Below are 20,106 nucleotides of genomic sequence, written 5' to 3'. Positions count from 1 at the left end.
AGCCACCAATAAACAAGCGACCGATTAGTCTTTCATCCGTTTACGGAACTGGCGCTGTTCCCATTTAGGGCCGAGAAAATTGAAAAACCCATAGGTGATGAGCGCTTGCAAGGCGATCGCGAGTCCCCACGGGATCGCCACATAGTGCACCCATAAGGCGTCCGGCGAGAGAAAATAGTTAAGCCCCGCAAGACAGGGCATGATCACCGCAAAGAGGATCATGTGCACGTAGAGCCCTTTGAGGTTTTTCACATACTCTATGGCGTCATTTTCTCTGGCGGTCGTGAATGTGCGGTCCGGTTCTGCGGTTTTCTCCATCTCTGGCTCCTCTGCTAGATCGGCGATCCTGGTTTCGAAAACAGCGGCGAGGCATTTCAGCGTTTCCAGACTTGCCGTCTTGCCACGCTCAATCCGTTGAATGGTGCGTACGCTGAGGCCCGAATGCTGAGCCAGTTGTTCCTGCGACCAGCCCCGTTCAAGGCGATATTTCTGTACGCTCATTCAATGCTCCTCTCCGCTCTTCGCCGCCAAAAGATCAGCCAAACCGCTGATTGGCCACGACACGTACACGACAACAGGGCGACACCCAGCCGACATCCGGCGCGATTTCAATCACTTAAACTTTTATTGCCAGCCGCGCACGTTCCGGCCCATGCTTGGCGTCATTGGATTTGGCGATTGCCAAACTCGAAATTTTATGTAACTTACAGGTTACTAATTATCGGAGCTGTCTCATGCGTCTTTTGTTCCTTCCCGCCATTCTATTGTTGGCCGCAACCTTTTCCACAGCCTATGCGGGGGATGAAAATGACAAGTATGACGCCGCCCTGGCGGAGGAGCTTGGCGCCGATGATTACGGCATGCGGTCCTATATATTCGTGATGCTCCGCACCGGGCCGGCAGACGCCGAGATCACCGACGCGGAAAGACGAAACGAACTCTTTGCCGGCCATTTCGCCAATATCAGAAACCTGGCGGAAGAAGGAAAACTGGTTCTTGCAGGTCCGTTATCGAACGGCACCAATGAACGTGGTCTTTATGTGCTCAATGTAGAGACTATCGAAGACGCGCAAGCGCTCATGGAAAATGATCCGACAATCGTCGCAGGCGTTTTCACTGCTGAGTATATCAACTTTTACGGCTCAGCCGCGTTGATGAAACTCAACGACATCCACGCGAAGATTCAGAAAACGGCTGTGCAGTAAGGAGACGCGCGAACTAGCCGTACACTTCTTCGGCGCGTTTCACGAACGCTTCGGTCATGCGCGCGAAGGCTTTGTCAAACACGGCCTGCGCCGTCGCCTGAAGCAGCACGTTCTTGAATTCAAAATCGATGGCGAAATCGATAATCGAACCGCCTGCGGGCTTGTCCTTAAACCGCCACTGATTTTCAAGATTGCGGAACGGCCCGTCCAGATAATGAACGTCGATTTCACCCACTTCGCGGTTCAACGCTACTTCCGTGCGGAAGCGTTCGCGAAAGACAGCATAGGCAACGACCATATCCGCTGTCAGCGTTCCCTCGCCCTCACGCAGATCAGATTTGACAACTCTCAGCGCCGTGCACCACGGCAGAAATTCCGGATAGCGTTTTACATCGGCGACGAGATCAAACATCTGGCGCGCCGTGTAAGGAACCTCCGTTGTCGTCTTTCTGACCGTCACGAAACCCGTTTTGCGTTCCGCCCGTAACCGTCGAACAAGTCGAGCATCCGCTCTTGCCAGGCGTCGACCGCCTGCGGCGCGTCAAACAGTTCTTCCTGGGTGGTCACGCGGATCCACAAGAATACGCTGAACACATTGTAGTCCGCGATGTTTGGCTGGTCGCCGCCAAGAAAACGATGACGCACGAGCGGCGCCGCAAGGGTTTGCAACGCTTCTTCCACTTTGCCGCCCAAGCCCGGCGTCGCTGCGGCTTCTTCGAGCGTCTTGCCGAGTCGCTTTTCTCGCGTCTTGCGAAAATAGGCTTTGTCATCTTCACGCGCGGCTGCATGAACGCGCACAAACATCAACGGCGCCAGATTCGGAAACAGGTTTAAGCCGAGCCACGCATTGTAAAAATCCGCCGCCGCACGCTCGCCATTGCTCTGCGCAAACGGCGCGCCTTCATATTTTGACTCAAGATGGGCATAGATGTTTTCGCTGTCGCAGACAGTTTCTTCGCCGTCGATCAGGATCGGCACAAGTCCGTGATCCTGATTGGGATAGTCCGTCTTGTCGGCGAACGGCACGGGAACTGTTTCAAACGACAGCCCCTTGTGCAGCATGGCGAACTTCGCCCGCCAGCAGAACGGGCTTGGCCGCACGTCCGGGTCGGCAAGCGACAGATCGTAGAGTTTGAGCATATTTGTTCTCTTAAGTTGCCTTCGCCGCTCGGGCAGCTTGCAGCTTGGCGAAATCTTCGCCTGCATGATGCGAGGAACGCGTTAGCGGCGACGCCGACACCATGAGAAAGCCCTTCGCCCGCGCCAGCGTCTCATAGGACTTGAATTCATCCGGGTGCACGAAGCGGTCGATAGCGGCGTGCTTGCGCGTCGGCTGGAGATACTGCCCGATAGTGATGAAATCGACGCCAGCGGAACGCATGTCGTCCATCACCTGCATGACCTCTTCGCGGCTCTCGCCAAGACCAACCATGATGCCGGATTTCGTGAACATCTGCGGGTCGCGCTCTTTGACTTTTTCAAGCAGGCGCATGGAATGATAATAGCGCGCGCCTGGCCGGATCGAGAGGTAAAGGCGCGGCACGGTTTCCAGGTTGTGATTAAAGACGTCAGGTTTGGAATCGATAACGATTTCCGCCGCGCCATCTTTACGCAAGAAGTCAGGCGTCAGAATTTCAATGGTTGTTCCCGGCGCGCGCTCACGGATTGCGCGCACCACCGCCGCAAAATGTTCCGCGCCGCCATCGGTCAGATCATCGCGGTCAACCGAGGTGATGACAACGTGATTGAGCCCCATCTCGGCGACAGCGTCACCCACATGGGCAGGCTCCTGGCTGTCGAGCGGCGCAGGCATGCCTGTCTTCACATTGCAGAACGCACAAGCACGGGTGCAAGTGTCGCCCATGATCATCATTGTCGCGTGCTTTTTATCCCAGCACTCGCCGATATTCGGGCACGCTGCTTCTTCGCAGACGGTGTGCAAGTTTTTCGAACGAACAATCTTTTGCGTTTCAGCGTAGCCCTTTGAGACCGGCGCCTTGACGCGAATCCATTCCGGCTTGCGCAGGACCGGACTGTCCGCGCGCTTTTGTTTTTCCGGGTGGCGCGGCCGCGCCGTCGCACCCACATTGTCAATCAGCATCGCCATGGTTCCCATGTAGCAGCGCCCCTCAAGGATTGTAAGGGGTTGAAATGGCTGCGTCCCGGGCGTTTGGCGGTTAATACATCATCCGGTGAACGTTATCGACGACCTCGTCGAAGGGCTGGTGGATGATCGCGCCGTCCATTGGCTCGCCAAGGCCGACATTGATTGCTTCCCAAGCCTCAATCGACTTGATCCGCGGCGACTCCCCGACACGGGCAAGACGCGCGCCCTCGGTCGAGAATTTGACCACCTCACGAGACACAGGCAACCGCAGCCAGCGCCATACGCGACGGCAAATCTCGCCGCTCTCGTAAAGCTCCCAGCGCGGGTCGGAGCCGTCATTGGAAATATCGAAGAACAGCGTCTTCAAGTCGCCGGCGTCCGCCAAGACAAGTACGCCATGATCATGGAGAAAAAACTTTGGCGCGCGACCGTTGCTTAAGAAAGACGATTCGCCAAACCCGCAACGCAGGTCTGCAATGGCTTTCCTCTTCGCCATGACACTGCTCTGGAATTGATCGACAATGTTTGGCCATTCCTCCCGCCCGATGACGTAAAGCCCGCCAGCGACCATCAGGATAATGGCGCCGCCATACTGTACAGCCAGCCACGGACCGCCCGCGCCATAAGAGAATGCGATCGCCAACGGCGCCAGCAAGGCAAAAGCCGCCGCAATCGGCCTCTTGAAACCGACGAGATCTTCGCGGGCGTAATCATTGACGTTATCAGAATATTCAGCCGCCTTTTTCAGGCGCGCTTCGATTTGCGTTGGTATATCAACACGCGCTGTGGTGAGCATGATACCCTCATAGGACTATTGCGCGTTAAACTATGCGCAATCAAAATTTGCCGCCGGTTTAAAACCTTAACAGCAAATTGAATTTGATTGTCGTAAGTCAGGCGCTGCAAAGGATACGGTCGTTAACGACATCACTCTACGGCCTGAAAAAGGGCGCCGTTTCGCCTTAAAGCGGCACCGCAGTTCGCCGAAACACTTTGCGAATGGCGAAATTTGTAATGACTCTGTCAACACCCGGCAGGCGTGTTAAAATTTCCGTATGAATGCGTTCATAGTCGGCGCCGTCGCGACAAAGAATGCGCAGCAGGTAGTCGGACAACCCAGCCATCAGATAACACTCCATAATTTCACGGTGGAGCGTCACGGCTTTTTCAAAGGCGTTCAATGTCGCTTGTTGCTGGTTCTTCAATGTCGCCTGGACAAAGACGGACGTTTCAAGTCCGGCCTGACGTTCGTCAACCAGCGCGACCTGTTGCGTAATCACGCCCGTCGCCCAAAGCTCCTTGACGCGCTTGTGGCAAGCTGACGGCGACAGCCCAATCCGCTCACCGAGGTCGCTGAATGAGCACTGTCCATCTTCCTGCAGGATGTCTAGAATGGCTGTATCAAACTTGTCCATTTTTCGAACCACATTCTGAGCAAATGGTAATTTGCCGTACAATATTCCTTAAAATCCAAATAATCATGAAAAATATCAAAAATCTACGCTAAAAAGAGAATATAAACGGCGGCAAATTCAACAAGGGAGGCTTTTATGCTCGTCGGTGTTCCTAAGGAAATTAAAAATCATGAGTATCGTGTCGGCCTCGTACCGGGCAGCGTTCGAGAGTATGTCCAAAACGGTCATGATGTCCTGATCGAAACAGGCGCCGGCGCCGGCATCAAAGCAAGCGACGAAGATTACATCGCCGCCGGGGCAAAGATCGCGCCAGACGCCAAAAGCGTTTTCGCTTCTGCCGATATGATCGTCAAAGTGAAAGAACCGCAGCCAAATGAATGGGTGCAGCTTCGTAAAGGCCAGATCCTTTACACATATCTTCACCTCGCGCCCGATCCTGAACAAGCGCGCGGCCTGATCGAATCCGGCGTCACGGCTGTTGCCTATGAAACGGTGACCGACTCCTTTGGCGGGCTGCCGCTGCTCGCGCCTATGAGTGAGGTCGCTGGCCGCCTGTCTATTCAAGCCGCAGCATATGCACTAACGGCGCATCAGGGCGGACGCGGGCTTTTGATGGGCGGCGTACCAGGCGTGCTGCCAGCAAAAGTTCTTGTCATCGGCGGCGGTGTTGTCGGCACCCACGCTGCACGCATGGCGGTCGGCCTTGGCGCTGACGTCACCATCCTCGACCGGTCGAACCGCCGGCTTGCAGAACTTGACGAGCTGTTCGAAGGCCGCGCAAAGACTCGCTACTCTACTTACGAAGCGCTCGATGAAGAAACCGATGTTGCAGATGTGGTCGTCGGCGCTGTTCTTATTCCGGGCGCGTCGGCGCCGAAGCTCGTAACGCGCGAGATGTTGAAAGGCATGAAGGAAGGCTCCGTTCTCGTCGATGTCGCCATCGACCAGGGCGGCTGCTTTGAGACTTCGAAAGCGACAACCCACGAGCACCCCACCTATGTGGTCGACAATGTGATCCACTACTGCGTCGCTAATATGCCGGGTGCTGTACCGCTCACGTCGTCTCACGCCCTCAACAACGCGACCCTCGCCCATGGCCTGCAACTGGCCAATAAGGGCCTTGATGCGCTGCGGGAAAATCAGCATCTGCAGAACGGTCTCAACGTCCATCACGGGCTTGTGACATACAAAGCTGTGGCGGAAGCGCTGGCGACGGATTTCACGCCGGCGGAAAAAGCTCTCGGCTAAACTGCTTCCGCTTCTCCGAAAATGGCCGTAACGGGCTGAAATTACTACGTTACGGTCATTTCCGAGATATGCCTAAACTGGCCTCAAAGGCTTGCTAAACATTACGCTAAAGTAAGGTTTCGTTAAGGTTTCAAGCCGTTTATCTGCTTGCGGAAAAGTGCGTTTCACAGGCATAGTCCGCTGGAGAGAGAGGTGCCTAAAATGCGCAAAGTCATTTTGACCGTCACGATTGCGGCCATGCCCGCCTTTGCGTCGCTGGAAGCGAGCGCAGCAACCGCAACGACCGGCGATTTTCCTTTTGCCATATCTTCAAATTCCGTCCTTGATGATGCAGGCGTAAAGCCTGAAAAACGTTCATTGCTGTCGAAAGTAATGGATACGGTATCATTCAAGCGAAACGATGTGACGCTGAGCAACGTATCCGCCGATACTGAAAAGAAAGCAGAAACCTGCACTGAAGCGGAAAAACAAAAGCTTGCGGAAGCCGCTGGCGAAGATACGGAAGAAGAAAAAGCAATCACCGGTCCGGAGCCGATGTATTTCGCTTTTTAAGGTCGACCCGAATTCAATAATTGACGAGGCGCTGAACAAGATAGTTCAGCGCTTTTTTATTACGGCTGCTTTTCAGCAAGCGTCTTGTCAGCCTTATGACGCGCACCCGAAGCCAGCTCGAGATCATTCAAATACCGGCGGCGGCGAAGACGATAAACAACGATGATCATGCCGGATATGGCGAAGACCAGCCCCGCCGCCGATGCTCCCATCACCAACGGATTATTGAAATCCTCGCGGTCTTCGTAATCCATGATGTGTAGCATCCAGAAAAAATCGTAGAGCCGCCAAATATTATTGCGCCGCGCCTTCACCTCCCCGCTTGAAGGGGAAACGTAAATACGCGTGTTGAGTTTATCGTTGTAGTCAATGCGCCAGACCGGGCGTTCGCCGCGATATTCCTGCGGCGGAAAAGAAACAAGGTCGGCGCTGACAATCTCGCCCGCACCCACATAATCGAGTTCAGCGACTTTTCGCGCCAATGCTTCCGAAATTGGCGACAGGCGCTCTCCCGTTGACGCATTAAAAAGACCTGCCGCGGCGCCCGGCCCCGTGGTTCTGTAAACCGGTTGCCCGAGGAAATGGGTGAGTTCAACCGACGTCGCGCCACCTGCTTGCGCAAGAATGCCGCCAGGCGATGCATAAGTGGATGGTTCCAGTGCGACGGGAGGAGACTGAAACGCACTCGTCTCACCACGAACAAGTTCAATTGGAAACCAGCTCATGATGACGCCGCTCGCCATCCACAACAGAACCTGAATGCCGAGAATAAGCCCGGCCCAGAGATGGACCCGCTGGACGATCGCCTTGAACGTCACGTTAATCAGCACCTTCCAGCGCGGATGCAGAAAGTGGCGTCGTCAGCAATGTCTCAAATGCTTCCCAGCGCCCGCCCGCATCCTCAGCGGTTCTTTCAATGTAGTCTTCAACAATATCCCTGCCGAGATTGTAGTTGAGAACATAACCGCGATAGGTCTCGATAAACCGGACGCCCTGCTCCGCGCGCTCGCGCGATTCCAGCCGGTATTTCGCGAGCATGTCAATCGCGGCCTCGCGGCTGATTTCACCGTCAAGATAGTCGCGCGCGACCATATTGCGCGCATGAGAAAGATTTCGGCGCAACGCGTTGAGCTCTTCCAGTGTTGCCGCTTTATCAGGATCAAGCCCCGCCAGCGGAAACAGCACGTCACGTTCAAATTGAATTTTTTCGTTGCCGGGGAACGCCAGCTCGATGCCGTAGTTGGCTGAGCCCTCAGCCGTAATGGATAAAGGCGAATACAAGGGATAGACTGAATACTCTATCCAGCCTTTTTCGTTCAGCAGGTCACGCTCAAGCATCACATTCCACGTGTGATGTCCGGGATACCCCTCATGACAACCGAGATCGACGGCGCGATCGATAATGATCGGAAAGTTCGTGTTGACCTGAATCAGGCTCTCAAAATCGCCCTGATACCAGTTGTACCCACTCCAAGGCTTGTCCGTTACAAACTCTGTGGTGAAACGTTCGTTTTGCGGCAGTTCGTAATGTGCAAGCGTGCGTTTGCGGCATTCAGCAATCGCCGCATTGAACACCGCATCAAGTTTGTCCTCAGGAATGGCGAGACTGTTTCGAAACGCTTCAACACGATCACCCAAAGCACCCTCACCCGGAATAAGCGCTTCGATCTGCTCCAGCACAGCATCGAATTCAGCCCGATCATACTGCGGTGCGACCACATCATAAAGAAGGCGGGTTTCTTCATCGAAAGAAAACACTTCGCCATTGGTCATCTGAATGCGCGCAAGCGCGGCGACAATCAGTTTTTCCAGCATGGCGCCGCGAACGCCAGGCGCATCGCCATTAGCTCGACGAACGCTGATGAGGAGGCCTTGGGCGTCCTGTTCCAGCAAAGCGATAGAGCGCTGTTCGCGTTGTGCAGAGTCGGCCCACTCTTGGGGACCGTTATATGCATCCACAAAGGCAGGGTCGTGTTCGCCAGCTGCAAGCGCCAGCTTAACGTATTCCTCTGCTATAGAATTGTAACTGGCTGAATCTTCCTGCGCAGCGACATAGCTCTCAGAAGCCATATCGCTCTCTTCCAACTCGGCTGCGGTCAAAGCCGAAACGTCAGGGTCAGAAACAGTTTCGCCGCCGCATGCAGCAATCATAAAACAAAAGGCGGCAGCGGCGGCGATCCTGATCATGAAAAATCTCTTCTACGCGGGCACGCCGGTGAAGGTGGAGTTTCCGAAGGAACCAAGCTTGACGTTTCCGTTCAGGTTTTCACCTTCCTGCTTGCCTTCAAATTCAAGCGTCATCGGCATGGGTGACGTGATTTTGGCTTCCCATTTTACGGTATCGCCATCAACAGAACCGTTCTCGATCGGTCCGCCGCCCTGAGAACCGGACATTTCACCCGTGAGGGCGCCGCCCTCTTCTTTCAGGCTGACCGTCGCTGTCTGATCACCCATCGGGGTTTTGATTGTAAGGTTCCACTTTCCGTCAACCGCCATTTTGATCCTCCTTATTCATTCCCCGCCTAAAAGGCGGGGAAAGGCGTTAATTCCGGGCGGACCTTAGCGATTGGCGGCTGAGGCGCAAGAGAAAGACGCAGGCCTCAACAAAGCAGATTGTTGCGGCGAAGCGACCACTTACGGCGGCGGGCGGTTTGACACTCCTCTTAGGGGAGACAGTAGAGTTCACGCATGAAAGGTTTACTGCAAATCGGCGAGTTAGCCCGGCTGGGCGGCGTCTCCGTCAAGGCGCTCCGGTTTTATGACGATCAGGGCCTGCTCCGACCCGAGCATGTGGATCCCCATACCGGCTATCGCTACTACACCATTGAGCAAGCGACGCGGTTGGCGCTGATCACGAATTTACGCCTAGTGGATTTTTCCATCGCCGATATCGCCGCGCTCCTAAGCAGCACAGCCGCGCCTGATGAAGCCGTCAAATCCGCCATAAAGAAAAAACAAACAGAACTGCGTCGTGACAGCGAGGCTATCGTTAACCGAATCAAAATCGCTGACATTCTGATGCAGGCTGAGGATAATGCCGAAAGCACGCTGTCCCTGAAATTCGCGCCACTGGAACCGCAATCTGTCTACTCGGTTAAAAAGCGCGTGCCGCACCTTGGCAAACCTGTCACGGAAATTTTCGAAGCCGCCGAAAGCCATGTCGGCGATCGTGGCGTGCGTGCGCCCGCGGCGCCGTTTCTCATGTTTCACGATTCCCCGGACAAGGTTGAAGACATCCTGCTCGAAGTGTGCATCCCGGTAACCGACGAAGCCGCAGATGACCTTCCCTTGACGAAAGCGCCTGGCGCAACGCTTGCCTGCGGGTGCGTATACGGTGGCGGCTACGCCAAGACTGAAGTCCTGTTCCAGCGAATTATTGAATGGATGCGGAACGCCGGGCTCGCCCCCGCCGGACCTTTGCGTGAAATCTATCACCGTTTCGGCGCGGATCAGGAAGACTATCGCCTGCCCGCAAAAATGACCGCGAAAAACAATCGCGACTACCTGACTGAACTGAAACTGCCAATCCAATTCTGACATGAAGGAGAAAGCGTAAATGAGAAATCCGTTACGGCGATTGTGGCTGGGCGTTTGTATGACCAGTGTAGTTTTGACCGCCGCTTGCGCGCAGGAAAACGCGGCCAGTTCGGCGAGTGCGACAATCGGAGGATTGCCGCGCGCTGAAGACCGCCCGTTAGAAAACATTGACGGCGTTACGTCGCACTATGGCATGGTTGAAACATCCGACGGTGCAAAACTGCGCACAATCATAACCATCCCCGCTAACACAAGTGAAAAACCTCACCCGCTTTTGTTTACGCAATGGGTTTCTTGCGGATCTATTGAATTCAGCTCAGAGGAGAGCGTTCTCGCCCGGCTCGCGCAACAATCCGGGCTTGCCGTTGTTCGTGTTGAACGCTCTTCCAATGGCGACAGCATCGGCCCTGCATGCGACGAACTGGATTACGACACTGAAGTCGCGCATTATGTCGAAGCGTTTTCATCTCTGCTTGACGATGAAAAAATCGATGCTTCAAAAGTGTATGTTTACGGATCAAGCCTTGGATCGACCACGGCGCCGCTTGTTACCCGGTCGCTGCAAGCGCGCGGGCGCGATATAGCCGGTGTCGTCGTGCAGGGTGGCGGCGCTGAAACCTATTACGAACGCATGCTGACTTTTGACCGATTGTATCTCGAACGCCGCCCTGACGACGTCAATCCGGAGGAAATTCACGATGAAATGGTCAATCGCGCAAGATTTCACTACGAATATCTGATCAGAGACCGTCATCCGGATGAGGTCGCCAATGATAGCCCGGCCATGGCGGCAGTCAGAGATGATGTGCGCGGCATGGGCGCCGATAATCACTACGGCCGTCCGTTTCAGTGGCATCAGCAAGCCGCAAAACACAACTTTTTAGCTGCCTGGGCTGAAATCAATGCGCCTGTGCTGGTTATCTACAACGAATATGATCAATTTGAAGGTCAATATGGCCACCAGGTCATCGCTGACATGGTCAACAGGCTGCGTCCGGGCACAGCGACTTTTATCGTTCAAGACAAAATTGACCATAGCAACGACAGATATGATGACCCTGTTTCAGCCTATGCCTGGGAGGACGGTTCGCCCGCCTGGGACCAGACGGCCGGCGTCATTCTGAACTGGCTTGAAACTATTCGAAACGAATAAATCATGTACTCTTTGCTTTGCCGGTGAACATGGTAATGTTCATCGGCAAAGCTGATATGAGTATTAAAAATTCCATGAACTATCATTCGATTGATGACGTCATTACCGCAATGTATGCAGCCATTTCCGGAGAGCCAGGCAAACAGGACTGGGCGTTGTCGCGCTCGCTGTTTCATGAAAAGGCCCGGCTGGTGCGCACGCGCCTCGATGACGCAGGCAAACCGATAGCGCTGTCGTTCGACGTTGATGAATATCAGGCGAACGCGAAAGAATTATTGAAAGACATTCCATTCCACGAAATAGAAATCGCCCGTCAGACGGAGCGTTTCGGAAATATCGCCAATGTGTTTTCAGCCTATGAAGCACGCACCGCGCCAGACGCGCCGGACCTGATCAAGCGCGGCATGAATATCATCCAGCTTTATGACGATGGATCGCGCTGGTGGATCATGCACATGATCTGGGATGACGAGCGTGAGGGACTGAAGTTGCCGACGCACATTTTTAGCGCGTCGGCGCACGCCTAAGTAATAGTTCGCTCTATTAGCCTAACGAACAAGTTTGTAGCGCTCTCCGGATCGGACGGCCGCGTCACTGTCTAGACCGTTCATGATGGCGAACCGTTCAAACTGATAAGACGGAAACGCCATATAACGCGACAGACCGCGCGCCGTATCACCCGATTGCGCCGTGATCACGTCAATGCGTGTAGCGTCCGGCACGTTGAGTGACTGGGCATTGACGGTGCGCAGTGATTCAACGGATTGCTGCAACGCGCGCTCCATCTGCCCAGTCTGATTAGCGGGCGTCACCCAAAGGAATACATAGTTCGTCGTTCCCTGCCAGCGAATGACATAGGCTGTGACGTCAACCGCGCCGCTATTGGTATTCGCCCGCGCACGCCCCATGGCGGCAGGCCTGTTGTTGATATTACCGGAGCGCGCCGGCGCCAGATTAACGCCGAGCGCCTGTGACAACTCCTGTTCAATCAAGGCCGACGGCGCCTTGTCGCTGGATGCTGCAGAAAATTGCATCTGCGCGCCTGACGCGGACCTTCCCGTTACCGCTTGGGAAGAATTCGCCAGTTGAAAACCCATAGGCGCCGTAAACGCAATGCCGATTTGAGGATGAATGAATGTGCGGCCGTCGATATATCCTTGCGTCTGCGGATCATCGCCATAGATCATGCCGTCGATCGCATTGAGGAACACATTCCGATTGACTTCATCCGATGTGGCGCCCGCCTGACGCAACGCGTTTGCTTCCTGCGCGGCGCGTTGCACGCGATTGGCGGAATTGGGGTGCGTCTTTAAATACTCAGGCGGTTGTTGAACGCCGGCGATCTGCGCTTCGAGGTTGGTCCAGGCGCCAAGCGTATTCAGGAAAAAAGCAGCGCCCAGTGGATCGTACCCTGACGAAGCAAGCAAGCGCGTGCCCACAAGATCGGATTCATATTCCTGATCCCGCGAATAATTCAGGAGATAGAGTTGCGCTCCCTGACCAATCGCCTGCGCAGTGCTTTCATCACCTGTGAGGATAGCCGCCGCGACCGTGCCGAGCTGGGCGAGGTTTGAACGGCTTACCCTCTTGGCGATGTGACGTTTTTGATTATGTCCAATCTCATGACCGATAACGCCCGCAAGTTCCGCTTCGGAGTTCGCAAGCGCCAACAGCCCGCGGGTAACATACACATGACCAGGCACCGCCATCGCATTGATGACGGGACTGTCGAGCACGTAAATGTTCATGGCGGGCAAGGTTGGATCGGTCGCCATCAACCGGTTGAACACGCGCTCCACATACGCCCTCAATTGCGGGTCATCGACCTCGCCCCCGAATGCCGCCAGAATTTGCGGATGCTGTTGTTGGCCGAGCGCCTGTTCCTGTTGCGGCGATAGCCCCAGCGGACCGCCAGTCGACGCACAGGCCGCGAGCGCAAGCCCCGCCAGTCCTGCCAGAACGGTTCGAACGGTTGAATTGAAAATCCCCATGCCTTGCCTCCCGGTGATGTTGCGGCGCGCCACATACCCCCGGCCCCTCTGCGCGCTTGGCGTCAGCTTAGCACAGCGGGAAGGCATAAAAAGGCGTTGGATCAGCTTTTCGGCTTTCCTCGCCGCCAGCTTTCCATGGCCTGGGAAATCGCGAATGTCTCGCGGTATTTGGGCGAATCCGAGGGGCGTGGCGGGCGGTCTCTTGTCAGTTCCATGATTTCCGCGAGTTTGTTATGCGCCGCGCCGGACTGGCCCGCGCCGATATAGGCATGAAGCTCGATCAGGGCATCGGACAAGGGATCGTCGGCGCGGATGACGAAATAAGGCTCGTCCTCGGCGAGGTCATCGTAGCAATCAAATTGCGATTTGTTGGCTTTGGAGCCGACTGGTCCAGACATGCAAACAACTCCTTGAGTGGAGCCGCCTGTCTCGCGTGATTCGACGCTAGCTGCATTCGCCCATTCGCGTCGCCTCGATGACAAACCGCATGGTTTCGTATGTCTTCATAGCAAACTTCAATTGGGCGTTGCTTACTTCTTCACCGGCGGTGCCGTTCTTTAATTTGGCGTCGAACTTGATACGCACTTCAACCTTGGCGCTATCCGGCGCGACGGCGCCTTCGTAAATGAAACTGTTCGATCCCGTCGCCATTTTTGGATCAACGGGGCACTTTATCTCACCTGAGATTGCATTGCCTTCACGCGGCGCACGAACAACACGGCATGACGGATGCAGCTTGTAGTAATTTTCAGCCAGCATATGCGCGAAAGCGTCGCGATTGAGCTCCGTCAGGCAGAAAGTCTCTGGATCATCATCGCCGCCAGCATGTTTCAGCAACCCCTTGCCCGAAAGCGTGATCTTGTATTGACCCGCTTGCGGATCGACCGGCGCTTCGGAAGCCGGATCGCGTGTTTCAGCGCAGGCCGCGACGGCCAGTACTGATACGACGACCACTATCTGATGGCATACGGAATACGGATTCAATTAGCAGCTCCCCGCTCTCACAACAGATCAAAGCTAGACTTGAGCGGTAAAGGGGAGCTTTACAGAACCGGGATAATTTCAAGCGACCCAGCTAAACTGTCCTTCGTTCAAAGAGGCATGGCTAGTAATGCACGCGGCTACAGACATTTCACACGACTGACAGGATAACGTAAACGCTTTTGGTTAGGCTTCAAAGCAATCGCATTACGAGGTTCGCGAATGAACTGAGTGGCTCCTACCATGGAAAGAACTCTATCAGAACAGCATTTATTCGCTCGTAATTCGCCATTGCACGGTGAGCCGATCCAATAACGAAGCTATAGACACAACCAAAAACCATCTAGGGCTTGCGTTGCTTGACGCCAAAAGTTTTAATACCGGCAATTAAATAAGGGCGGGGCTATGTTCAGGCTAATTTTGTTGTCAGTTATTTTCTCTGTATTCGCGTGTAGCGTGTCCAGTGAACAACGTGAGTATGAAGAAAGGGTCGAATTGCTAAAGAGTTTAGCGTCAATAGCTCCGACAGCCTTTGATGATGGTTATATAATCGAATTTCACCCTAATACGTATAAAGACAACATGCCGATCCTTCTTAACCACTTTATTGGTGACAATGTTCATGTTTCTGAAATCACGAAAGATGAAATAGAAACAAAGGTTGCAGACCTAAAAAAAGCAGAAAAATTTATCGCTGAGAAATCCGACAAGTTAGAATTTTCAAGCAACGAGGAACAACTCAAAGCATTAAGTCCGCCAATAACGCAAGCTTTAGAATATGTTTCAAGGTTTTTGCCCGTATCCGGATTGGATGAGTTTCCCACCAGATTCGCAGCAATTGCATATTTCAACTCTCACACTGCTGTAAGCGATATTGTTACGGAGGATTTGATCAACTGGGCAAGATACTTCTGTCATTGGGAAAACCAAAGTTTGAGATCAGGGACGCCCTTAGAGAATCTAGCAGCATATCAATCTCAACCAGGGTTGTATCCGAATTTCGTAGAAAATCTTCGAGATTATGTTGAAAAAAACATGACGCAGTATGCGCGTCAAAATACGGGCAAAATTCGACTTCGTGTTCCTCTTGGAAACTATGAAAACGGAGGTTTTGAACTGCCTACGCTAAAAGACGGCCTTGCAAGACTTTCACAAGGTGTAGATGCCGGACAACATGAAACCGGAGAATACCTCCTTCGTCCCGACAGGATACTCACGCGAAGCTCTTCTTGGGCAGGAAAAGATTATTGCTCTGCAACTTCTATAGAATATCATGATATTCTGAATCTTCCCAAAGCCAGGCTTAATGAAAAACATTCAGTCATATACAACATAGCTGGCCCGGAAAGCTGGGTTGGTAGAATTTCACGCCTGCAAATGAGCGAAAATGCTGCTCGTCAGCTCATCCAAAGCGGTCGACAGTATATTTATATCGATATTTTCCTGAAGAACATTTCACCAGCAGGCCGCGAACCATTAATAATTTCGAGGAAACAATACGGACGTTCAGAGTACTATCATTATGCAGTTCTTGACGCTGAGATTATAGCGGTCGGTTACTACGATAGTAATCGAGGCCGTATACGGACTGGCGGTGGCCTCGCAAATTATGGAGGGGGCACGAGAGAAGTTGATAAATTAGGAGATGTAGTTCAGTTTGTGCAACCCTGAACTCTACGCTACCAGAAATTTCTAGCTGTATTTTTAGCTCATCACTTGGTTTTCTAACTCAAGGAGACGAGCTTTAGCTTGCCGTCTTAGCCAAGAGCGCTAGGCATAAGTGCATGATTGTGGGCGGGGCAAACCCCGCCCTACTTCCTAGTTATCCAGGAAACTCCGCAGCTTCCGGCTTCGCGACGGATGCTTCAGTTTCCTCAGCGCCTTCGCTTCGATCTGGCGGATGCGTTCGCGCGTCACCGAGAATTGCTGGCCGACTTCTTCAAGCGTGTGGTCGGTGTTCATGCCGATGCCGAAGCGCATGCGCAAGACGCGCTCCTCACGCGGCGTGAGGCTCGCCAACACGCGCGTCGTCGTTTCGCGCAGGTTCGACTGGATCGCCGCGTCGATGGGCAGGATCGTGTTCTTGTCCTCGATAAAATCGCCGAGGTGTGAGTCTTCCTCGTCGCCGATGGGCGTCTCTAACGAGATCGGCTCTTTCGCGATCTTCATCACCTTACGGACTTTTTCCAGCGGCATGGAGAGTTTTTCCGCCAGTTCTTCCGGCGTCGGCTCACGTCCGATTTCGTGCAACATCTGGCGCGAGGTGCGGACGATCTTGTTGATCGTCTCTATCATGTGCACCGGAATGCGGATGGTGCGGGCCTGGTCAGCGATGGATCGGGTGATCGCCTGACGGATCCACCATGTGGCATAGGTCGAGAACTTGTAACCGCGGCGGTATTCGAACTTATCCACCGCCTTCATCAGGCCGATATTGCCTTCCTGAATAAGGTCGAGGAATTGCAGGCCGCGATTGGTGTATTTCTTTGCGATGGAGATGACGAGGCGAAGGTTCGCTTCAACCATTTCCTTCTTGGCGATGCGCGCTTCACGCTCGCCCTTTTGCACCATGGAAACGATGCGGCGGAAGTTCTGAACCGTCAGGCCCGTCTCTGTTGCCAGGTGACCGATTTCTTCACGGATTTCGTGCACCTGCGGGGCGGCTTTGGTCGTGAAGTTTTTCCAGCCCTTGCCGGTTTTTTCCGACACGCGGTCGAACCATTCGGGGTCAAGCTCGGCGCCGATATAGTCGCCGAGAAATTCCTGACGGTTAACGCCGTAAGAATCCGCAAGACGCACCAGCTTGCCTTCAAGCGCCATCAGGCGGCGATTGATGTCGTAAAGCTGCTCGACCAGCGCTTCGATCCGCTGATTGTTGAGGCGTACCGAGCGCACGCGCTCGACAATATCCTTTTGCAGCTTTTTGAAACGGCGGGTCTGAGACGCGGTCAGATCATCGCCTTTAAGCTGCTCTTCAATCATGATGTCCTGAAGGCGGCGCAGCTTTTTATAGTCGCCCGAGATTTGGTCGAATTTATCCATGACGCCGTCGCGCAGTTCCGCTTCCATGGCGGAAAGCGACAACGCGCCTTCGTCGAAGTCGTCTTCGTCGTCTTCGGCGTTCTCGGCTTTTTCCGCTTCTTCCTTGTGGACGCGCTCGGCGACTTCCGGCTGGGTCATATCGGGGCGCGACTCCGGCCCGCCGCCATAGGTGGCGTCAAGGTCGATAATATCGCGCAGGAGGACGCGGCCTTCCTGAAGCTCGTCGCGCCAGACGGTGATGGCTTCAAATGTCAGCGAGCTTTCGCAAAGCGAGCGGATCATGGTCTCGCGGCCCGCCTCGATACGCTTGGCGATGGCGATCTCGCCCTCACGCGAAAGCAATTCCACCGTACCCATTTCGCGCAAGTACATGCGGACGGGATCATCCGTACGGTCGGCCGAGGCGCCCGTATTGGTCGTAACGACCTGGCCGCCCTTTTTCTCGTCCTTTACCGCAACAGCTTTTGACTTCGATGTCTTGGCGTCATTGTCGTTATCGGCGTCATCATCGTCATCTTCTTCATGCTCGACGACATTGATACCCATCTCCGAGAGTTGGGCCATGATGTCTTCGATCTGTTCGGATGAGACCTCTTCCGACGGCAGCACTTTGTTGAGCTCGTCGTAAGTTACAAATCCGCGCGACTTGGCGGATTTCAAAAATTTCTTAACATCCGCATCCGTCAAGTCGAGGATTGGACCGTCGCCCTGTTCGGGCGCTTCCGCATCTTTCTTCGCCGCCGCTTTTTTCGCCATGTGCTTTAAAACCTTTACCGCCAGAATCTAACCGCCAGAAATTACCGGCTGTATTTCTTTTCGACTGTCTGTTTCATGCGCTCGAGCGCGTCTTCAAACCGTTTCGGACTATCGCCATTGTCCGCGTCGTCGTCTTCGCGTTTGCTGGAATTGACTATCTCCTCGCGCGCCGCCGCCGCCGCTTTCCAGGCATCATCGCCATCTGTGAATATCTGAGACGCCGAGCGCGCCACCTCCTGTTTTAAGGTCGATTCAAACAGGTGATGGGCCAGAGCGTTCTTAAAACCCTGTTCTACCTCGTCTATCTCAGCATCGGGGCGCAGGAAGTTGTGTTTCGAGAGCTGGGAATCCTGTGTGACCCGCTCCAAGGCTCCTGCCGCGCCGGTCTGGCTGAGATGGCTTTTCAAAGATGGGCTGTCAAGGGCCGGATCGGCCGAAATCGCTGCCAAAACCTCGCTTAACAGGGATTTCAGGCCCGGATCGGTGATTTCCAGCTCCAGAAAGGCGGATTCAGCCCGCTCGATCAGGGCCGGATGGTTGATGGCGGCAAGGATCAGGGAGGCTTCGCGCACCCATTGGGACGGGCGTTTGAGACCCGGCGTCGGCCTCGCCGGGGCCGCGAAGCGGAAGCCCTGCCCCTTCTTTCCGCCTTGCCGGAAAGGGTTCTGTCCGCCGTAGCGCGGCCCCGCACCCCCGGATGCAGATCGCTCCTGTTGCGGCGGTTTGAATTGCGCCTCAAGCCGCTGCGAAAGTTCAGCGCCATAAGCCCCGCGCACATCCTTATCGGCGATGCTTTTTACAAGTTCGCGCAACTTCGTGCGAAACTTTGCGCGCCGCTCAGGCGTATCGAGCGATTGCGCATTGATCTCCCGGTCCCAAAGGACGTTAACCAGCGGGCGCGCTTTTTCCAGCACGGCCTTCATGGCGCCGGCGCCCTCCGCCCTGATGAGGTCATCCGGGTCCTGACCTTCTGGCAGAAAAGCAAAGTTTAATGACGCGCCGGGTTTCAGCATCGGCAGCGCGCGATCAATCGAACGATGCGCGGCATTTATGCCTGCACTGTCGCCGTCGAAGCAAAGCACCGGCTCGTCTGACGACCGCCACAGCATGGCAAGCTGGTCTTCGGTCAGCGCGGTGCCAAGCGGCGCGACGCCCCTTTTGATCCCGGCGCCCCAAAGCGCAATGACGTCCATATAGCCTTCACAGACGACAAGCGGGGCCTTTTCCTCAGCCGAGGCCGCACGGGCGTTGGCGAAATTATAAAGAACCGAACCTTTGTGAAAGAGCGGCGTTTCCGGCGAGTTGAGGTACTTCGCCCGCGCATTCGGGTCCAGCGCCCTGCCCCCAAAAGCGATCACACGGTCGCGCGCGCCAAGAATCGGGAACATGATGCGGTTTCGAAACCGGTCATAGCTGGCGCCGCCATCGTCCGGTTTGATGACCAGCCCCGCCTCAACCAGCACTTCGTCTGTAAACCCCTTATTCAGGAGATAGTCTTTCAGCGCGTGACGGCCCGCCGGCGCGAAGCCGATGCTAAAGGTTTCAATTTGCGCATCAGTGATCTCCCGCCCGCGCAAATAGTCCATGGCCGCGCGCCCATCGGACCGGTGCAGCATCGCCGAGAAAAACTTCGCGGCCGCGCCGCAGGCTTCAGCGAGACCTTTCGCTTTTTCCGCCCGCGCCGCTTCCTCGGGACTTTCGGTCGGCAGCGTCATGCCGGCATCTGCGGCAAGCCGCTCCACCGCTTCGGGGAACGTCATCCCCTGCGTCTCAATCAGGAAGGTAATAATGTCGCCGTGGTTCTGGGTCGAAAAGCAGTGATAGGTTCCGCGCCGGTCATCGACAGAAAAAGACGGCGTCTTTTCCGGTTTGAACGGCGACAGACCCCACCAGGCGTTGCCGCGCTTTTTCAGCTTCACATGCCGCCCGATGACGTCGGACGGGCGGAGCCGCGACTTCAACTCATCGAGAAATTCAGGCGTAAAACGGGGCATAACTTCCGGCGATCAACAACAAGACATGAGATATAAGCGCAACCGGCGCGCCCGCATAGAAACCGAATTAACCGCTTTTCCCCATTTGCCTCTTGCTATTCTTACTGAAAACCCGCAGAGGCGGC

21 protein-coding genes are annotated in these 20,106 nt (G+C 54.7%); 7 read left to right on the top strand and 14 right to left on the bottom strand.

Translation table 11 applies throughout. From position 1 onward, the window contains the following. Window positions 1–24: 24 nt before the first annotated feature. The gene (locus PUV54_RS12545; protein ID WP_274492603.1) at window positions 25–501 is read right to left on the bottom strand and encodes a helix-turn-helix domain-containing protein; all 477 of its coding nucleotides are present in this window, start codon (window positions 499–501) and stop codon (window positions 25–27) included. A gap of 233 nt (window positions 502–734) precedes the next feature. On the opposite strand from PUV54_RS12545, the gene PUV54_RS12540 reads away from it, so the two are divergent. Next, complete coding sequence (locus PUV54_RS12540; RefSeq protein ID WP_274492602.1) at window positions 735–1,205, top strand: YciI family protein; 471 nt, start codon at window positions 735–737, stop codon at window positions 1,203–1,205. A gap of 13 nt (window positions 1,206–1,218) precedes the next feature. On the opposite strand, the gene PUV54_RS12535 is transcribed toward PUV54_RS12540, so the two are convergent. From PUV54_RS12535 to PUV54_RS12515, 5 genes are all read right to left on the bottom strand, one after another. Further along, entirely contained in the window at window positions 1,219–1,665 is a 447-nt protein-coding gene (locus tag PUV54_RS12535; RefSeq protein WP_274492601.1) for a type II toxin-antitoxin system RatA family toxin, read from the bottom strand. Further along, window positions 1,662–2,345, bottom strand: a complete 684-nt coding sequence (locus PUV54_RS12530; RefSeq protein WP_274492600.1) for a glutathione S-transferase N-terminal domain-containing protein — start codon at window positions 2,343–2,345, stop codon at window positions 1,662–1,664. Before PUV54_RS12530 ends, PUV54_RS12535 begins: the two co-directional genes overlap by 4 nt. Before the next feature lie 10 nt (window positions 2,346–2,355). Continuing rightward, window positions 2,356–3,312, bottom strand: a complete 957-nt coding sequence (lipA, locus tag PUV54_RS12525) for a lipoyl synthase (protein ID WP_274492599.1) — start codon at window positions 3,310–3,312, stop codon at window positions 2,356–2,358. Between the two features lie 70 nt (window positions 3,313–3,382). Further along, window positions 3,383–4,108, bottom strand: a complete 726-nt coding sequence (locus PUV54_RS12520; protein ID WP_274492598.1) for a hypothetical protein — start codon at window positions 4,106–4,108, stop codon at window positions 3,383–3,385. Window positions 4,109–4,274: 166 nt separating this feature from the next. Beyond that, window positions 4,275–4,727, bottom strand: a complete 453-nt coding sequence (locus PUV54_RS12515; RefSeq protein WP_274492597.1) for an Lrp/AsnC family transcriptional regulator — start codon at window positions 4,725–4,727, stop codon at window positions 4,275–4,277. Window positions 4,728–4,862: 135 nt separating this feature from the next. On the opposite strand from PUV54_RS12515, the gene ald reads away from it, so the two are divergent. Beyond that, the gene (gene ald, locus PUV54_RS12510; protein ID WP_274492596.1) at window positions 4,863–5,975 is read left to right on the top strand and encodes an alanine dehydrogenase; all 1,113 of its coding nucleotides are present in this window, start codon (window positions 4,863–4,865) and stop codon (window positions 5,973–5,975) included. 201 nt (window positions 5,976–6,176) lie between these two features. Then, entirely contained in the window at window positions 6,177–6,527 is a 351-nt protein-coding gene (locus tag PUV54_RS12505) for a hypothetical protein (RefSeq protein ID WP_274492595.1), read from the top strand. Between the two features lie 59 nt (window positions 6,528–6,586). Here the strand turns inward: PUV54_RS12505 and PUV54_RS12500 are convergent, their stop codons facing one another. From PUV54_RS12500 to PUV54_RS12490, 3 genes are read right to left on the bottom strand one after another with little or no spacing between them, the layout of a single operon-like run. Beyond that, window positions 6,587–7,345 (bottom strand): PepSY domain-containing protein, encoded by a 759-nt coding sequence (locus PUV54_RS12500; protein WP_274492594.1) that lies wholly within the window; start codon window positions 7,343–7,345, stop codon window positions 6,587–6,589. A 1-nt stretch (window position 7,346) separates the two neighbouring features. Further along, the gene (locus PUV54_RS12495) at window positions 7,347–8,714 is read right to left on the bottom strand and encodes a hypothetical protein (protein WP_274492593.1); all 1,368 of its coding nucleotides are present in this window, start codon (window positions 8,712–8,714) and stop codon (window positions 7,347–7,349) included. A 12-nt stretch (window positions 8,715–8,726) separates the two neighbouring features. Then, window positions 8,727–9,023, bottom strand: coding sequence for a hypothetical protein (locus PUV54_RS12490; RefSeq protein WP_274492592.1), 297 nt, complete (start codon window positions 9,021–9,023; stop codon window positions 8,727–8,729). Between the two features lie 192 nt (window positions 9,024–9,215). Between PUV54_RS12490 and PUV54_RS12485 the strand changes: the two genes are divergently transcribed. The 3 genes from PUV54_RS12485 to PUV54_RS12475 are packed head-to-tail and all read left to right on the top strand — an operon-like array spanning window position 9,216 to window position 11,744. Further along, window positions 9,216–10,064, top strand: a complete 849-nt coding sequence (locus tag PUV54_RS12485; protein ID WP_274492590.1) for a MerR family transcriptional regulator — start codon at window positions 9,216–9,218, stop codon at window positions 10,062–10,064. A gap of 19 nt (window positions 10,065–10,083) precedes the next feature. Next, window positions 10,084–11,217, top strand: a complete 1,134-nt coding sequence (locus tag PUV54_RS12480) for an alpha/beta hydrolase family protein (protein ID WP_274492589.1) — start codon at window positions 10,084–10,086, stop codon at window positions 11,215–11,217. Between the two features lie 56 nt (window positions 11,218–11,273). Continuing rightward, complete coding sequence (locus PUV54_RS12475) at window positions 11,274–11,744, top strand: hypothetical protein (RefSeq protein WP_274492588.1); 471 nt, start codon at window positions 11,274–11,276, stop codon at window positions 11,742–11,744. Window positions 11,745–11,765: 21 nt separating this feature from the next. On the opposite strand, the gene PUV54_RS12470 is transcribed toward PUV54_RS12475, so the two are convergent. The 3 genes from PUV54_RS12470 to PUV54_RS12460 all read right to left on the bottom strand — a co-directional run bounded on the left by PUV54_RS12470 (window position 11,766) and on the right by PUV54_RS12460 (window position 14,192). Continuing rightward, entirely contained in the window at window positions 11,766–13,208 is a 1,443-nt protein-coding gene (locus PUV54_RS12470) for a M48 family metalloprotease (protein ID WP_274492587.1), read from the bottom strand. A 101-nt stretch (window positions 13,209–13,309) separates the two neighbouring features. Beyond that, a complete protein-coding gene (locus tag PUV54_RS12465) occupies window positions 13,310–13,606 on the bottom strand; it encodes a hypothetical protein (RefSeq protein ID WP_274492585.1) in 297 nt (98 codons plus the stop codon). A gap of 46 nt (window positions 13,607–13,652) precedes the next feature. After that, window positions 13,653–14,192, bottom strand: a complete 540-nt coding sequence (locus tag PUV54_RS12460) for a hypothetical protein (RefSeq protein WP_274492584.1) — start codon at window positions 14,190–14,192, stop codon at window positions 13,653–13,655. 402 nt (window positions 14,193–14,594) lie between these two features. Here PUV54_RS12460 and PUV54_RS12455 point away from each other — a divergent pair, with 402 nt between their 5' ends. Continuing rightward, complete coding sequence (locus PUV54_RS12455; RefSeq protein ID WP_274492583.1) at window positions 14,595–15,860, top strand: hypothetical protein; 1,266 nt, start codon at window positions 14,595–14,597, stop codon at window positions 15,858–15,860. Between the two features lie 147 nt (window positions 15,861–16,007). Here PUV54_RS12455 and rpoD read toward each other — a convergent pair whose 3' ends face one another. Both rpoD and dnaG read right to left on the bottom strand, forming a co-directional pair. Further along, entirely contained in the window at window positions 16,008–17,987 is a 1,980-nt protein-coding gene (rpoD, locus tag PUV54_RS12450; RefSeq protein ID WP_274492582.1) for an RNA polymerase sigma factor RpoD, read from the bottom strand. Window positions 17,988–18,028: 41 nt separating this feature from the next. Further along, entirely contained in the window at window positions 18,029–19,981 is a 1,953-nt protein-coding gene (dnaG, locus tag PUV54_RS12445) for a DNA primase (protein ID WP_274492581.1), read from the bottom strand. Window positions 19,982–20,106 lie beyond the last annotated feature (125 nt).

Origin of the sequence: Hyphococcus flavus (genome assembly GCF_028748065.1) — a bacterium.
Taxonomy (GTDB): Bacteria; Pseudomonadota; Alphaproteobacteria; order Caulobacterales; family Parvularculaceae; genus Hyphococcus; species Hyphococcus flavus.
The sequence above is the reverse complement of the archived record's forward strand: the minus strand, read 5'-3'. Positions and strand labels throughout refer to the sequence as shown.

What these genes read in the sequence shown, in the direction of transcription:
- PUV54_RS12530 (WP_274492600.1), bottom strand. Translation starts at nt 2,345, where the DNA reads ATGCTCAAACTCTACGATCTGTCGCTTGCCGACCCGGACGTGCGGCCA.
- rpoD (WP_274492582.1), bottom strand. Translation starts at nt 17,987, where the DNA reads ATGGCGAAAAAAGCGGCGGCGAAGAAAGATGCGGAAGCGCCCGAACAG.
- PUV54_RS12505 (WP_274492595.1), top strand. Translation starts at nt 6,177, where the DNA reads ATGCGCAAAGTCATTTTGACCGTCACGATTGCGGCCATGCCCGCCTTT.
- PUV54_RS12455 (WP_274492583.1), top strand. Translation starts at nt 14,595, where the DNA reads ATGTTCAGGCTAATTTTGTTGTCAGTTATTTTCTCTGTATTCGCGTGT.
- lipA (WP_274492599.1), bottom strand. Translation starts at nt 3,312, where the DNA reads ATGGCGATGCTGATTGACAATGTGGGTGCGACGGCGCGGCCGCGCCAC.
- PUV54_RS12490 (WP_274492592.1), bottom strand. Translation starts at nt 9,023, where the DNA reads ATGGCGGTTGACGGAAAGTGGAACCTTACAATCAAAACCCCGATGGGT.
- PUV54_RS12485 (WP_274492590.1), top strand. Translation starts at nt 9,216, where the DNA reads ATGAAAGGTTTACTGCAAATCGGCGAGTTAGCCCGGCTGGGCGGCGTC.
- PUV54_RS12495 (WP_274492593.1), bottom strand. Translation starts at nt 8,714, where the DNA reads ATGATCAGGATCGCCGCCGCTGCCGCCTTTTGTTTTATGATTGCTGCA.
- PUV54_RS12480 (WP_274492589.1), top strand. Translation starts at nt 10,084, where the DNA reads ATGAGAAATCCGTTACGGCGATTGTGGCTGGGCGTTTGTATGACCAGT.
- PUV54_RS12465 (WP_274492585.1), bottom strand. Translation starts at nt 13,606, where the DNA reads ATGTCTGGACCAGTCGGCTCCAAAGCCAACAAATCGCAATTTGATTGC.
- PUV54_RS12515 (WP_274492597.1), bottom strand. Translation starts at nt 4,727, where the DNA reads ATGGACAAGTTTGATACAGCCATTCTAGACATCCTGCAGGAAGATGGA.
- PUV54_RS12475 (WP_274492588.1), top strand. Translation starts at nt 11,274, where the DNA reads ATGAGTATTAAAAATTCCATGAACTATCATTCGATTGATGACGTCATT.
- PUV54_RS12545 (WP_274492603.1), bottom strand. Translation starts at nt 501, where the DNA reads ATGAGCGTACAGAAATATCGCCTTGAACGGGGCTGGTCGCAGGAACAA.
- ald (WP_274492596.1), top strand. Translation starts at nt 4,863, where the DNA reads ATGCTCGTCGGTGTTCCTAAGGAAATTAAAAATCATGAGTATCGTGTC.
- dnaG (WP_274492581.1), bottom strand. Translation starts at nt 19,981, where the DNA reads ATGCCCCGTTTTACGCCTGAATTTCTCGATGAGTTGAAGTCGCGGCTC.
- PUV54_RS12520 (WP_274492598.1), bottom strand. Translation starts at nt 4,108, where the DNA reads ATGCTCACCACAGCGCGTGTTGATATACCAACGCAAATCGAAGCGCGC.
- PUV54_RS12470 (WP_274492587.1), bottom strand. Translation starts at nt 13,208, where the DNA reads ATGGGGATTTTCAATTCAACCGTTCGAACCGTTCTGGCAGGACTGGCG.
- PUV54_RS12540 (WP_274492602.1), top strand. Translation starts at nt 735, where the DNA reads ATGCGTCTTTTGTTCCTTCCCGCCATTCTATTGTTGGCCGCAACCTTT.